8 protein-coding genes are annotated in these 15,641 nt (G+C 52.7%); 3 read left to right on the top strand and 5 right to left on the bottom strand.

Features of this window, described 5'->3' with window-relative positions; translation table 11 throughout:
* Positions 1-27: 27 nt before the first annotated feature.
* The 3 genes from SH527x_RS17835 to SH527x_RS17825 all read right to left on the bottom strand — a co-directional run bounded on the left by SH527x_RS17835 (position 28) and on the right by SH527x_RS17825 (position 6,168).
* The gene (locus tag SH527x_RS17835) at positions 28-3,759 is read right to left on the bottom strand and encodes a glutamine synthetase adenylyltransferase (protein WP_437192035.1); all 3,732 of its coding nucleotides are present in this window, start codon (positions 3,757-3,759) and stop codon (positions 28-30) included.
* Between the two features lie 168 nt (positions 3,760-3,927).
* Positions 3,928-4,866 carry a cobalamin-binding protein gene (locus SH527x_RS17830; protein ID WP_437192034.1) on the bottom strand — a complete coding sequence of 313 codons (939 nt, stop codon included), beginning with the start codon at positions 4,864-4,866 and terminating at the stop codon, positions 3,928-3,930.
* 246 nt (positions 4,867-5,112) lie between these two features.
* On the bottom strand, positions 5,113-6,168 hold the full coding sequence (locus tag SH527x_RS17825; RefSeq protein WP_437192033.1) for a Gfo/Idh/MocA family protein: 1,056 nt from the start codon (positions 6,166-6,168) through the stop codon (positions 5,113-5,115).
* A 422-nt stretch (positions 6,169-6,590) separates the two neighbouring features.
* Here SH527x_RS17825 and SH527x_RS17820 point away from each other — a divergent pair, with 422 nt between their 5' ends.
* From SH527x_RS17820 to hpnH, 3 genes are all read left to right on the top strand, one after another.
* A complete protein-coding gene (locus SH527x_RS17820; protein ID WP_437192032.1) occupies positions 6,591-8,003 on the top strand; it encodes a UTP--glucose-1-phosphate uridylyltransferase in 1,413 nt (470 codons plus the stop codon).
* 842 nt (positions 8,004-8,845) lie between these two features.
* A complete protein-coding gene (locus SH527x_RS17815; RefSeq protein WP_437192031.1) occupies positions 8,846-9,043 on the top strand; it encodes a hypothetical protein in 198 nt (65 codons plus the stop codon).
* A gap of 272 nt (positions 9,044-9,315) precedes the next feature.
* A complete protein-coding gene (hpnH, locus tag SH527x_RS17810; protein ID WP_437192030.1) occupies positions 9,316-10,470 on the top strand; it encodes an adenosyl-hopene transferase HpnH in 1,155 nt (384 codons plus the stop codon).
* Between the two features lie 60 nt (positions 10,471-10,530).
* Here hpnH and SH527x_RS17805 read toward each other — a convergent pair whose 3' ends face one another.
* A complete protein-coding gene (locus tag SH527x_RS17805; RefSeq protein WP_437192029.1) occupies positions 10,531-11,940 on the bottom strand; it encodes a serine/threonine protein kinase in 1,410 nt (469 codons plus the stop codon).
* 497 nt (positions 11,941-12,437) lie between these two features.
* Positions 12,438-15,236 carry a lipopolysaccharide core heptose(II) kinase RfaY gene (locus SH527x_RS17800; protein ID WP_437192028.1) on the bottom strand — a complete coding sequence of 933 codons (2,799 nt, stop codon included), beginning with the start codon at positions 15,234-15,236 and terminating at the stop codon, positions 12,438-12,440.
* Positions 15,237-15,641: the final 405 nt, after the last annotated feature.

Here is a 15,641-nt window from a genome sequence, read left to right as displayed (position 1 = left end):
TGACGGAAACTTCGGGCAGAGGTTGTTCTACTTTTCTTTTTTGGATCGACGAGACTCAGGCAATGGTTCCTGCTTCATCATCGTTGGAAGTGCTGCGGCAACCACCTGAACATGTTGTGTGTGCCGTTCAAAATCCTCCTTCAATCGCTTTACATCAGACGAATATCCCAAACGTCGGGCCAGAAAAACGAATTCATCGCAATCAAAAGGAGGAACTGTCAGATCGCTCGCATCTCCTCGAACGACTCGCAGTCCATCGATGACGCGTCTGAAGAAGCGATACGCGTCACGAAGTCCAACTCGGATGTCACTCGGAAGCAGTCCGTAACTTTCCAACGCCTTCATTGCTTCACGCGTATTCGGCTCCCGAATCGCTTTGTCGAGATGTCCAAACGTAATCTGCAGGCCTTGGACAACGTATTCACAATCAACCAGTCCGCCGGGACTTAACTTTGCATTGAACGTCCCAGGTCGAATCAGCTGACGGATCTGCTTCTCACGCATTGCTCGCATCGCTGTCACGTCAAACGGTTCACCGCGATAAATCATCGTATCGCGAGCAGCAACAATCCGACGGCCGAGTTCTTTACTTCCCGCCACCGGTCGCAACTTAACCAGCAACTGACGTTCATACGGCCAGGCTTCGCCCCCGGGACCGAAATACGACTCAAATGTCGGCAACGAAACTGCGAGTGGTCCCGCTTTTCCGTAAGGGCGCAACCGGAGATCAATCTCGAAAATCCCCTTCCGTTTCGAGCGAATGGATCTGCGGAACTCATGCACAAACCGTTCGAAGTATTCCGCATTGGAAATCACTTCTCGCCCGTCAGTTTGACCATCCCCCTGAAACAGAAACATCAGTTCGATGTCGGAGGCATAGCCCAACTCTCGGCCACCAAACTTCCCAAGGGCACAAATACAGTATTGAGCGAGCTCACCGGTACTGGTCCGCGGCTTCCCATGAATGGCCTGTAATGACTGTTCGCAGATCTCCCGAGCCGCATCAACTGTCACTTCGGCGACCGTCGTCAATTCGCGGCCAAACATCCCGAACTTGTCCTGCAGGCCAAGAATGTGACGCATATCAGACCGCATCATTTCCCGGTCTTTGAAGGCATTGAGCACATCCAGTTTCTGTTGGTCATCAGCGTCAGCGAGGAGCGAACGGAGTTCACTTTCCAGCGAAACCCGGTCCCGTGGCTGCTGTAACCCATCAACATTCGTAACGACCGGGAACAGGTTCTCATGCTGCAAGCGCAGAAAATCGTCCCACAGAAAGTCACTGATCCCCAACAAGGCCGCGAGTGCACCAAGAACCTCAGAGTCCTGCAACGGACTTAATTGCTCCAGCCAGTTCGGCTGTCGGAACAGGTTCTCCAGGAACTGCTGAAAGTGAATGAGGGCCGAACCGGGATTCGGGGATTGAGGCAGGAAGTGGGTGAAATGCTTGATCAGCACGATCGCCGCACGCAGTTCATTCAGGCGATCTGCTCGCTGAATTCGCTGATGATGTTCGTCCACAACATACAACGTATCAATCACCCGATTTCCGGATGACCGAATCGTCATACGCGTGATCGACAGTCCGCTGATCGTGATTGCGTTCGTCAGTTCATACAGAAAACCCGGCGAGTCTTCTCCCTGAATATGCAGGATCGTCGCGTTCACATCGCTGTCGTTGTCCACTTCCAGTTCGAATGGAAATAATGTGATCGCCGAAGGAGGAGCGGCCTCCATGGTTTCTGCAACACGTCTGGCAATGCGTCCCTGAGCTTCGTTCAACCCCCGTTGATCAGACAGCAGCAGCAACTCGTTCAGTTCAGATTCAAATTGCTCCCAGCGTTCTGCATCCAGAAACGGACTCTCTGCGGCCCCAGTTCTCCGGACATGAAAAACGTTCACAAACTTTCTGGGAGACTTCTTTTCGATAAACCGCCAGGACATGTCCGAGTTCAAATCAGGATTGCCGATCGGAACCAGCGTCGTCGCCTCTGCCCAAGTGAAAACATTTCCGAAGACAATGTCTAATCCGTATGTGAACAACAGGCCACAAATGGCCGCCAGCTCTCCAATACGATCGACACCGACCACTGTGAGTTGGGCGTAATCGTCTCCAACTTTCGCGACATGAATTCGCACGACGTGCCCGGTATTGATCTGGCTTAACAACTCGGCATGCAATTCTTCATCTTCATGAGAAAAGTCTGCGTGATACGATTCCGCAGCCTGTCCGAACTGAATCGTGGCCTGTGGCGGAGGTGCGTCGAGCAACTGCTGCATCGGGTGCTGATCGTGATGGAGATACCGCTCGAAGATCTCCCGTACGGATCTCGAATGTTGTTCGTAATGCTCCAGAAACAACTCGGCGTCCGGAAAATCCAGACGGCGTGCGAGAAAATCCAGATGGCGCTCAGATCGAGGAAGCGTGTGTTCCTGCTTATTGTGCATCAACTGCAACGCATGCTCGATCGTCCTGAGCACGAGATAACCTTCAGTGAGGCGTCGAAACTCTTCCGGAAAGAGCAGCTTCAACTCCGCGAGTCGCACAAGTCCTTCAAGCGTGTTCAGACTGCGAACCTCTGGGATCTCCCCGCCATAAACCAGCTGCAGGAATTGCACGACGAACTCGATATCACGGATGCCGCCCGGGCCAGCCTTGACTTCTCCCCATTTCACTCCGCGACGCCGTAACGATTCTTCAATCTTGGCTTTGGTTCCGCGAATACTCTTACGGACCGCATCGACATCGACATCAAATATCGATGGCTGCAAGCGTGCCAGAGCCTGTTCACCCAACTGCAGATTTCCCGCAATTGGTCTGGCTTTCAACAACGCCTGTTTTTCCCAGAGTTGCCCACTGCGGTTCAGGTACTCTGCCCAGTTGTCGATCGTTGTGACCAGCGCCCCGGCGTTTCCCCATGGGCGTAAGCGGAGGTCCACACGATAAAGAAACCCCTGCCCCGTCGATTCGGACAGCATGCGAATCAGCTTCTGGCCCAATCCCCAGAATCGTTCGGCGTCCCGGTCACAAATGAAAACGAGGTCGATGTCAGAGCTGTAATTCAACTCTTCCCCGCCGAGCTTTCCCATCGCAACAACGACAAACTGTTCGAGCGAGAGTCCTTCTGAAGCCGCTAAGAACTCCAATGCGATTTGGACAATCCCATCCGCCAACAATGCGAGTTGCAGCGTGATATTTTTCAGGTCCATTAACCCAAAAGAATCACACGCCGCCAGTCGTAAGAACTCCCACTGCTGAAAACGCCGCAGGTGGTCCATCACCGCTTCGAACGTCCCGCCTTCCGGAAAATCCCGGCGGCCATGCTCAACAAAGTCGGCTCGGCTCTTGAATTCTGCGAGCCGTTTATGCGTTGTGAGTCGATCCAGATAATGAGGATTCCGCAGAAGAATCTCAGTCAAAAACTGACTGCCAACGAACAGCTTGACCAGAATTTCGACGGTGCGTGGTTGCTGAACCAGTTTATTTAACAACTGGTCTCGGTCCCCTGATGACTCCAGCAAACGCTGAAGGTTCAACAGGGAATGATCGGCTGACGTCGCGTCCATCAACGCATAGGACAACGCAGGAAAAATCTGCGAGAACAAAGCACGTTCAGTGTCATTCTGACACAGAGTCCGTAATCGGACCAACGCATTGGGAAGATCATCAAACCCAATCGTCTTCAATGTTTCCAGTGTCTTCTCGGATGGCTGCCCATCGGAGGAAAGAAGTTCAAGAGCCGATTGGGGATCGATCATACGAAACCATCTCACCCGAGAGAGCTGTTCGCTCTTTCGATTCTGCTGCACATCAACCAGAGCCCTGTCGAGGCAGACAAGGATCGCGCCGCCGTAGCGAACACGATTTCACCGAGCGTTCTCAAGTCGCAGACAATCATGATACACGATTGTTCGAGGCGACAACTCTCAGCATTCTTCCATACGAATCCACCCACTGCGGTGATGCTTCATTGACGGAATGTGCCAGCCAGGGTCATGCAGAATCTCGGCCAGGATTTCAGTAGATTCCACGATCCTCGGACCCGGCCGGTTGAAATACTGGTTCCCATCAGTCAGATACACGCGTCCCTGTCGGACGGCTCGCAATTCAAACCAATACGGATTTTCGAACAGAACACCCAATTCCGAAACCGATCGGGCGATGTCAAACCCACAGGGCATAATCGCAATCACGTCCGGGTCTGCAGCCAGAAGTTGTTCCCAATCGAAATAGGGAGAATGCTTTCCAGCTTCACACAGTAATGGAATTCCACCAGCGATTTCGACGAGTTCTGGAACCCAGTTGCCTGCTGACATCATCGGTTGCAGCCATTCCAGACAAACGATCCGAGGAGGCTTGGCTGCCCGTCCGACAATGTTCTCCTGAATGAACTGAAGTCTACTCTTCAACTCCGAGACGACTGTCACACCTCGATCGCTAATGCCGAGTGCATCTGCGGTTCGCTGAATGTCGTTCCAGATATCATTCAGGCAATTCGGCTGTAATGAGATGATCTGCGGTTGCGACCCGACCATCTGACACAGAGCCTGTTCGACATCTGCCAGACTCACAGCACACACGTCGCATTGAGTCTGTGTAATCACATGAGTTGGCTGCAATCGATTGAGCTTATCCACGAACACTTTATAGACGGACAGAGCGTCACTCAGCTTCGCTTTCACCTGTCGATCGATCTCGGCACTGCTCGCGTTCACGTCGATGCAGGGTTCAGAACAAACCGGCAACTGTTTGATGGATTCAGGAAAGTCACATTCATGTGACCGCCCGACCAATTGATCCTCTACCCCGAGAGCGACAGCGATCTCAGTGCCACTGGAAATAAGCGAAACAATGCGATTAGCCATACAAACGACTTTTCTGGAAAGTCCGAAAACGACGCAATGGTCATCGTGAAACAGCCCCAATGACGCCTCATAATTAACGTCCGGACTGGACACAAAGCGATAACAACAAAACGGTGGCCCCATCCACACGGAACCGGATCGTCATGGCACACTCAGTTCGCAGTTGCTGATAAATCAACGGAACTGAGGGCCATCTGAATTGACGATGCCAGACGTGTTTGAGGCCACATCACAGACCGAATCGGCCTAGTTGCTGGACAGCGGCAGACTGATCCGTTTGCCTTCCTGACAACTTTGATAGATCGCCAGAATCAGTTCGACGCTCTTGCGTCCTTCATAACCATCAATCAATGGCTTGCGACCAGTTTCGATTGCGGAAATAAAGTCTTCGAACTGGCGTTGATGCCCCAGGAACGAGATCGCCTTGGGATCGGCTGCTCCCCCGGTGGTTGAACTTCCAGCTCCATATTGAGCCAGAAGTTGCTCGTCTTCAGGCTGTGGGTTCTTGAAGTTCCACATCAGGATCGAATCCTGTTCGATGATTGCGGACCCTTCTGACCCGTGAATCTCGGTCTTCTTCAACAGACCGGGATAAACAGCGGTCGACGCTTCCAAGGTTCCCAGTGCGCCGTTCTTGAACTTCACGATCGCAGTTCCAACGTCTTCAACTTCAATTCGTTCGTGAGCCAGAGTTGAAGTGAGTCCGCAAACCTCAGCAACGTCGCCCATAAACCAGTACAACAGGTCGACATTGTGAATCGCCTGATTCATGAAGGCGCCCCCGCCGTCGAGAGCCCAAGTGCCGCGCCAGCCTCCCTGATCGTAATACTCTTGTGTTCGCCACCACTTCACATAGGTGTCGCCAAGTGTCAATTTCCCAAAGCGACCGGCGTCGATGGCATTCTTCAGTGCGATATTCGCACCGGAGAACCGTGACGGAAGAATGGCACCAAGAAGAGTCCCCGCAGCTTCGCACGCCTGAATGATGGCATCGCAGCGTTCGAGGGTGATTTCTAATGGCTTTTCCACCAGCAAGTGCTTGCCAGCTTTCGCAGCAGCCAGTGCTGGTTCGACGTGCGCACCACTGGGGGTGCAGATTGTGACAACATGAATGTCACTGTTTGCCAACAGTTCGTCGAGGTCCGAGTAGGCGACGCATTCAAACTCGGTCGCGAAGCTCGTCGCACGTTCAGGATTGTGGTTGTAACACCCGACCAGTTTCGCACCAGGAATTGCCTGAATTGCCTGGGCGTGAAATCGGGCGATCATCCCGGTACCAATGATTGCAAAACCAACCGCCATTGCTCTTTGACTTACCTATAATCTGGACGCCGCATTTCGTATAAGAAAGTTGCGTCACAAGGGCTTGCGTTCCAACAAACTCCTCTTAGAAAAGCAGTTCAAGGGCCGGGCGTCAACAGACGAAGTGATTTTGAACTGCCGGTTTCCCAGTCCTCACCCAATCGTGGGGACTTTCCCGGGCGATCAGGACAGATGCCAAACAGTGCATGAACGAGATTTTTTGATGCAATTTCAGTCAGTTTCAACGGTCGCACATGGATTGGAAAGTGTCTCCATTGCGACCGTCGAGTCTGGAACATAAAAGAACACTTGCGGACATCCGAGAGCAATATGTCTCAACAATGTGTCTCAACAGAGACCTCACCGCACGGGCACCCTGCCGAGCGAACCGCTTGAGATTCGATCTATTCTGGAGATTTTTAGTGCAGATCCCGCAGACAACTCTCGAGACTTTGCAGAAGTTCAACCAGCTGCATCTGGTTCAATTCTGGGACGAATTGTCGCAAACACAGCGTCAGCAACTTCTTGAACAGATCGACCAACTCGATTTCCCCCTGATTCAGAAACTCTCTGAATCAAGTGAAGAGGCAAATCGCCCGGAAGATCTGCCGGCAGCGAGAGCGGCTCGTGCAACTTCTCCTCAAAAGCTGATCCGCCTTCCCAGCACACAGCGCGAACGTGATGCCCAGTTTGCGGCGATTGACGCCGGCGAAGAGTTGTTGCGTGACGGCAAAGTCGGAGCGATTCTCGTTGCAGGGGGCCAGGGATCTCGACTGGGGTTCAGTGCTCCGAAGGGAATGTACCCTATCGGTCCGATCAGTGATCGCAGCCTGTTCCAGATTCTCTGCGAGCAGATCCTCGCCCGATCACGTCGTGCAGGGCGGGCGATCCCGTACTTTATCATGACAAGCGAAGCGACACACATTCAAACGGTCGCTTTCTTTGAGCAACACCGATACTTCGGCCTGAACGAAGACGATGTTTTCTTCTTTCAGCAGGCATCACTTCCGGCAGTCGATCAAGCGACTGGTCGGATTCTGATGGAACGCATCGACCGCATCGCCACCAGTCCTGATGGTCACGGCGGAATGCTGCGAGCCCTGCAGGCCAACGGTCTGATCGATGTCATGAAAGACCGGAACATCGAACACCTGTACTACCATCAGGTCGACAATCCGACTGCCATTGTCTGCGACCCTGAATTGCTGGGCTACCACTCCAACAGTGGCTCGGAACTGACCACCAAAGTCGTCGCGAAAGTCAGCCCTGAAGAGAAGATGGGCGTGCTGGTCACCGTTGACAATCAAACACAGATCATTGAATACAGCGACTTACCAGCTGAAGAGGCCCACCGGAAACAGGCAGACGGAAGCTACGTCTTCTGGGCCGGAAACACCGCAGTCCACGTTTTTCAGCTTGCGTTTATCGAGCGGTTGTTGAACGGCGAGCTGAGCCTGCCGTTTCACATTGCCCACAAGAAAATCACGACGATCGACGCTCAAGGGAATCCATTTACTCCGGATACTCCCAACGGCCGGAAGTTTGAGCAGTTCATTTTCGATGCTCTCCCACAAGCAGATCTCGCTCTGGTTGTGGAAGGAGATCGGGCTCGGGAATTCAATCCCGTCAAGAACGCCGACGGAAACGATTCTCCGACAACCAGTCGAGCAGCCTTGCTCGCGATTGCTCGCAGCTGGATTGAATCGGCTGGGGGAACGATCGAAAACAATGTTCCGATTGAAATCAGCCCACTCTATGCACTGGATCGCGATGAAGTGCAGGTTCGTCTCGAACCGGGCCAGATCTTCAGAAAGCCCACGATTCTTGAAGAGTAAACTCACACATGAGTTTCGAGCGACCGGTCGTTAATTTCGTCTGGCGTCACCTGTGACCCTGACCTGTGATTCTGATCCGGGAGACATCACGTCCTTCTGTCTGGGGAGCATCGCAAGATTCTCTCGTCTAAGATCTGTCGTGACCCATCGTATTCGAATCTGCTGATCACCTGATCGTTCACACGCTGGCCGCTGAACGATCAGGTCTCCGACTTCGAACTATTTTCTGAATTTGCGGATTGCACAGACCAATCCTTTGGTAAGATCCACAATGTCGAGGTGTCTAAGCTCGTGAGCGAAGCCGCCTGATGACATGAAGTCACTCGCTGCTCCTTCCTCACCTGCCTGCCGTAACTGCAACTGAATCGTCCGATTCAATCTGCTGTCCCAGTCGTTCCACGACCTGGAAGCCTGGGAGATCTCAGAGAGTCGGGTAAGTATTTACTCCCGATTTCAGTTCCGCTACCCACCGCAAGACACCTCCTTTTCCTGTTTTCTTCAAATTTGATGTTGTCGCATTTCTAACCTGATCGATATGGTTAAGGTGAATTTGTCGATTGTAAGGCATTTACTCACTCGTCCTGAATCGATGCGAATTCGTCCAATTAACCGGACAATTTTATCGGCCGACAAACACACGAACGCCAAGGGTGACGTAACTAACAATAAGACCAGCGATTTAAAACCTGTCGAATGCTTTGCAGGCCCGATTCAAATGGTTGGGGAACCACGAATCAGAACATCCTGTAAAGTCGCGTAACAGCTTTATTCGTCGGGACTTTCGCTGAGAAAATAATAATTACTGTGCAATCGGTTTCGACCTTTTAGTGGGAGGGTCAACTGTGATTCAATTTTTTGCGTTCTATACGGTCGTAACCAGTATGGTGGGGTCACCATTGTTTGCGACGGCACCTCCAAAGCCGGGTTCTGCCCCGTTGGAGCCTGTGGTCTACATCAAGCCCAGTGACGATGCAGAGCCTCCTGTAGAATTGCTGGATGGCCCGCGGTCCTCCGCAACTCCGGGGATTGTCCGCCGCTGAAATAAACGGCTTCACCGGCTTTCGCAGTTTTCGCAAAGCTCCAAAGATGATTCCGGTTGAGAGTTGCCCGGCAATTCAGGCTCGCTTTCTTTTCGCAACCAGTCCGTCTGTACGCACAATCCAGCGCAGACATGCTTGCTCGAACCTGTTATCACAGTTGCTGTTGACGCTTTCTTCGCAGACCAGACCTGTGACGTCAGACTCTCTGGAGGCGTCTCCCCAATTGATTCTCAGGGACATCTCCTGAGACGACAGGATGGAGCCTTGGCCCGATGGGTGTTCCCGTCTCTCAAATGTGGACAGTTGCCTCTTACGTTCTTGGCCAGAAGCTGAGAGGTCGCAAACGGTTCCCTCTTGTCCTGATGCTGGAACCTCTGTTCCGCTGCAATCTTGCCTGTGCTGGCTGCGGAAAAATCCAATACCCGGCCAACATCCTGAAGCAAAACCTGTCGGTCGAAGACTGCCTGAAAGCAGTCGACGAGTGCGGCGCCCCAATGGTTTCAATCCCCGGCGGTGAGCCCCTGTTGCACCCCGAGATGGACAAGATCGTCGCAGGAATCGTCGAGCGGAAGAAGTACCTGTACCTCTGTACGAATGCGATTCTCCTTAAGAAACACCTGTCGAAATACACTCCCTCCAAGTACCTGTCGTTCTCGGTCCACCTCGACGGCCCTCGCGAAGAACATGACCTCGCAGTCTGCCGCGAAGGGATCTACGACGTCGCGATTGAAGCCATTCAGGCCGCCATCGACGCCGGTTTTCGGGTGACGACGAACACGACAGTCTTCAACAACAGCGAACCTGAAAAACTGCGTGAAATGTTCGACACCCTGATGGGAATGGGTGTCGAAGGGATGATGCTTTCCCCCGGCTATCAGTACGAGAAGGCACCAGATCAGGAACACTTCCTGAGTCGCGACGAAACCTTCCGACTGTTTCGCCGCATTCTCGACAAACCTAAGAAATCCTGGGTCTTCAATCAGTCCCCGCTATTCATGGAGTTCCTGAAGGGGAACTGGAAGCTCGAATGTACGCCGTGGGGGAATCCGACCTACAACCTGTTTGGCTGGCAGAAGCCGTGCTACCTGTTACAGGATGGGTACGCAAACAGCTTTCAGGAGTTGATGGATACCGTCGACTGGGACGCTTATGGGCGTGCGAGCGGCAACGAACGCTGTCAGGACTGCATGGTTCACTGTGGTTATGAACCCTCCGCAGTCAACGCAACATTCGGCACGATCTCTGGACTGTTCGCTTCCGCTGTTGGGGTTCTTCTTGGCCCGCAAGCAAACAAAAAGTTGCCGGACCTGCCTCCAAAAGCGAGCCCCAGCCCGACCACCCTCGTCAATCTGACGCTCCCTTCACGAGAGTCCGCCCCAAAGCCGCATTTCGAAACTCAGGCCTCCAAAGAGAAATCGTCCGTGTAACCCCAGGCAGTCACTCTGGGGTACATCGCTGATCGATCAAATCTCTGAATTCGCGGAAAATTAAAGCCCAACTTGTCCGGCGACGATCTGGTAGAGAATCGGAACGAGGAAGTACAAGCCCACACCGATTCCCCCGATAAATGCGAGCCAGACGATCAAGCCAAAGGCGCCCAACGCGTTGTTCACAGCGTTGCGTAGTCGTCGCCAGATCGGCAATCGATCATATTGCTTCGCCAGCTTGTTGTACTCTGCCGCGAGATTCGAATTTCGAGAGTTCGCCTGCTTCCGGACCAGAGCCTTTCGGACTTCATCATCGAAGACCGGAATCTGGGCAAGCGGAAGAAACGGCCCTTTCGCCTGCAGACTTGCCTTCGCCTTTTCATTCAGGCGATCCGATTTGATGAGAGTCAGGATCTGAGGCGCGGTGAGCTTATCAATCTTCACCTGTTTGCCCTCTTCGGTTTTCAAATACCAATGACTCTCCGGATTGGCAACAGGGCCACCGGGACGCCCCGGGTTCGTTGCGCCCATCGGTTTTGTTGTGGCATTCGGAGTAGCAGGCGCCCCTGACCGGCGCGCAACAGTTCGATTCTCAGCGTCAATAAAACTCAGCGCTTGTCCAGCCAATCCCAGACTCTCCAGATCTCGCACAAATTCCTCACAACTCTGGTAGCGATTCTTGAGATCCGAAGCCATCGCCTTGTCAATCATCAGCGACAATCGCTCAGGCACCTGATTATTAAGCCGGTGAACAGGAGTAAACTTTCCTTTCTCCTTATTCGTAATCAGGTCGACAAGGGACTCGCCAGAGAATGGAGTCTTCCCAGACAGGAAGTAATACAGAGTACACCCGAGCGCATAGACATCACACCGTCGGTCGACATGCTTGGCATTACGAGCCTGCTCCGGAGCCATATAATGCGGCGTTCCCAATCCCGTGCCGCTCTGAGTCAATGACATGTCCGTTTCATCGACAGCTTTTGCGAGACCAAGATCGGAGAGTTTCACGATCCCTTTCTTGGTCACAAGAATATTGTCTGGCTTCACATCCCGGTGCACCATGTTTAGTTCATGTGCGTGATGCAGTGCTTCGCCGACAATGATGGCGACAAGTAAGGCATCGCTCACCGAGAGTTGCTTCTGAATATTCAGCCAGTCCTGCATACTGCGGCCATCAACCAGTTCCATGGCAACAAAGTGCAGTCCTTTATCCTCATCAACAGCGTAGCAACTCACCACATTCGGATGATGAATCTTGGCCATTGACCGAGCTTCTCGCACGAATCGCTCGACAAACCCCGGCTTGGTCGCCAACTCTTTCGACATGACTTTCAAAGCACAGTCACGGTCCAGACTCACCTGATGGGCGAGATAGACGACTCCCATCCCTCCCTTTCCCAACTGCTTCTTCACCTCGAAGTCGCCCAGACGAGGGATCTTCTTCTGAATCTCGGTATTCTCCGCGGTCATACCTGGCCCCTGTTTCGCAAGAATCGCTACAGGATATTAAGCCCCCTGCAACGACAGCCCTGAATCAATCCAGAACAATTTCGATAACAACGACAAACGCATCAACACGAAGCGACGCTCGTTCTAAGTGAGTTCATCACATAGCACAGAGCAATCAGAGCCCAACCCGAAGAGCGGCAGACGGAACTAAAGATAAAGTCGCAATAAACCTGGAGAGGAGCCCATTTCAAAATTATGGCTAGCCGACGGATTTGTTTCCATCAGAAGCTTTTAATTTTGCCACAACGAAAAATGAGTTCACGTAGGAAACATTTCAGCGAGGCTGGTGCTTCGATCCAATGAGCGGGAGAAGAAACCTGAATCAAGAGCCTGAAGCATCAGTGAAGATAATACGACTGCATTGTCAAAGTTAAAAATCAGGGTCAAAGAGAGCGCAAGCCCAGCAACGACGGGCGGTTATACTCTGACGCACCCCAAATCCAAGCCCTGACAGGGCACTACGGAGCGACGGCACCGATGAACTTAAACGCGCCGGGCGAATCCGGAGCCCGCAGATCTGGTGACTTCGGCTTTAGAAACTCACCAGAGGAGACTTCTTCAGACGCGAACTCAACCTCTTTTCCGAGGCTTCCGTTCTGCTGGAAGATGTTCATTCCCGCGCTCGGCACTTCTGCGTTACTTGTCCAGTTAAACCGTGCGGCTCCCCCTTGAATCAGTGCAGCGAGCGTGGCTTCTGTACGGGAAACGTTAACTGGCGTTCCAGTCAATTTCACAAAGAGATTGTTGTCAAACACAAATGCCTTGGAGTCCGCAGCAGGGCCAGACGAAAAATCAATTCCATACTGCCCGTTGAAAAACGTGTTGTTTATGAATCGAATCTGATTTGAATGCTGCTCTGAACCAGAGAACTGCACCCCTACAGAAACATCCTTGAAACGATTCTGACTGAAATCAACAGCGGAACCAGTTCCCTGCAGAGCCATACCTGTACCCATCGGGCCGGCAAATCGGTTCTGCTGGACGATCACCTCGCGTGTGTCTGATCCCGTCGAAGCGTCAAACAAGATTCCGGTTGCCGACGACCCCGCTCCCTGAAACAGACAGCTTTCAATCTTCAAATCCAGATTCTGAATTCCAGAAACCCCCACACCAGAGAGCCCCACATTCTGGATCTTGTCAAAGGTCACATTTTTCAATGTGGTCCCTGACATAAATCCTCTCAGTTCCACTCCCTTCATGCGTCCGTCGCAGTCGACAACAACATTCTCAATCGTCAGTTCTTCGACTGAATTCAACAGGATCACAGGGCCGGTCCCGGCTGGCTGAAGACGCGGTGGCTTCTCGGTCAGTCCCATAATCTTCACCTGGCGCGGAAACCCTCCCAGGCCAGCGTTGTCGATGGAAATTGCTTCACTTAGTGTCTGATCACCAGCGAGATGAATCTCTTTTACCCCGGTCGACAAACTCGATGAATTAGATGTCCGTACGTACTGAATCGCCTCGGCGATCGTTCCAAAGTGGCCGGTGGGTCCAACGATCACGATGGGCCCGTCAACTTTGGGGCGAGCCTTCTCTGGGGGAGTCATCTCAACAGGGGCTTTGACTGGTTGCTTCTTCTCCTGAACCGTCGCTGGCTCGGGAGTCACCTTCGCCTTCTCGCTGGGACCAGTGAACGCATAGATCGCGCCAAGGACGAACAGTAGAGTCAAAACTCCCCCGCCAATCGCCAATGGAATCTTGTTTTTGACCACCTTCTCCAACAATTCCGGTGGCAGGAATGATTCGAGACCAGACTTCCTCTGTCCCCGACTCGTCGACTTCCGGTCATTGGAGATCGTGGGGCGACCAGACCCTTTCGCCAGCTTGCCACTGGACTTTCCAGCAGATTTGCCGCTTCCAAAGGAAACACCACTTCCCCCGGAACCAAATCCAGACGCAATCGCGAATGGGTCATCATCCGTGGCAGGTTCCAAAAACTCCTCAGCAGGTTCAAGACTTTCGTGTTCTGGTTCGACAGTCTTTTCGCGATCAATCTTGATGGTCTGCGAGGTTCCCTGCCGTCGCCCAGACCCTGGCTGAACAGGCGTATTCCCCGCTTCAGTATCAATATCACTCAGGCTACTCAGGAAATTTCCAATTCCGCCCGGATGGTCAGGAGCCTTGGCCGTCTGCGAAGCATAAACCGCAGTGTCTGCCATTGGCTTACCGGCGTTTTCCACGCGAGGACGTTCAGGCGGCGACACGGAAACCGCGGCGGATCCACCTGCTTCCTGCCAACGCGTCAGCAATTCAACGACTTCGCTCGCCGATTGAATTCTCTCTTCACGATCCTTCTTCATCATCCCGCGGGTAATCTGCAACAGCGACTCCGGGACATCGTTCCGAAGTGTCTCCAGAGGCGTCGGCTCTTTGGTCTGATGTGCAAGCAACCGCTGAGTCAGCGTTCCTTCGTTGAACGGAGGACGCCCGGAAAGCAGGAAATAGAGCGTACAGCCAAGGCTGTAAATATCCGCTCTCGCATCCACCAGATGACTGTCAACAGCCTGCTCTGGCGCGAGATAATCTGCGGTTCCAAGGACACGTTCGTCATGAGCCACTGTCAGCGAGTGATCTTCCTGAGCGGCAACACGTGCCAGCCCCAGATCCATCAGCTTCACAACGCCATTCTGATCAACGATGAAGTTCCCCGGCTTCACATCGCGATGAACCATGCCTGCCCGATGTGCATGCTCCAGTCCGAGTGCTCCCTGTCGGAGATATTCTGCGGCAACCGCTGGCGACAATGGGCCAAACTGCTGCACCAGATCAAACAGATTGCTTCCTTCGACGTACTCCATCACCAGAAAATGGATCTCGACGTTCCCATCTTTCTCCTGATCGACGTCATACGCCCGAACGATATTCGGGTGGTCCAGCGACGCAACGGCCTGGGCTTCCCGATGAAACCGCTGCAAATACGAGCTGTCTTTCACCAGCTTCCACGGCAAGACTTTGATTGCGCAGCGGCGACGCATCAGAACATGCTCGGCGAGATAGACGGAACTCATCCCGCCTTTGCCAAGCAGTCGCTGCAATCGATACTTCCCAAGGAAGAATCCTTTGTGCTTCCCGACAAGCAGCTTGGAAGCCTGCCACGGAGTGATCAATTCCTTCGAAATCAGATATTCGAGCAGCGCCTCACCGGTCGGGGCGGCAGAACCTTGAGAAACAGCCGCGACGGCATCAGTGATTGCGGCCTCATCAACAAGGCCGCTCCGCCGAAGAATGGTAACGACAGATTCCAGTGACGTGTTCATGCAGAACTGCGCGCAGTCATCAGGCGGAACAATGAATGAAAAGCAGAGTCAGAAAACGAATTAACTCCGTCATCTGCAGTCAGTTTCATTCATTCTGGATTTCATGTACACGCAAATGCCGGATGTCATCAAATTCAACGAAAGCGACACTGGCATCAAACTCATTTGATTACTTCACAGAATACGATGGGCACTCCAAGAATGTACAGTAAAGTTGCCAAAAGTTTTCGATTCACTCGTATTCAGAGAGAATCATGCACTCCATTTAGTGCAGAATGCCCCATCCTGTTGAAAATTTGAGCAAATCTCCGCCTGACTTATCTGTAATAACCACGCAAATCGTTGGCGGGAACGGATGTTCGGAAAAAGGCGAACCTTTATCGCGTTTTTCTCGTCCTAAGGATC

The sequence above is a fragment of the Planctomicrobium limosum genome (genome assembly GCF_051465645.1).
Taxonomy (GTDB): domain Bacteria; phylum Planctomycetota; class Planctomycetia; order Planctomycetales; family Planctomycetaceae; genus Planctomicrobium.
Note: the sequence above shows the minus strand (reverse complement) of the source record. Positions and strands in the feature narration are given on the sequence as shown.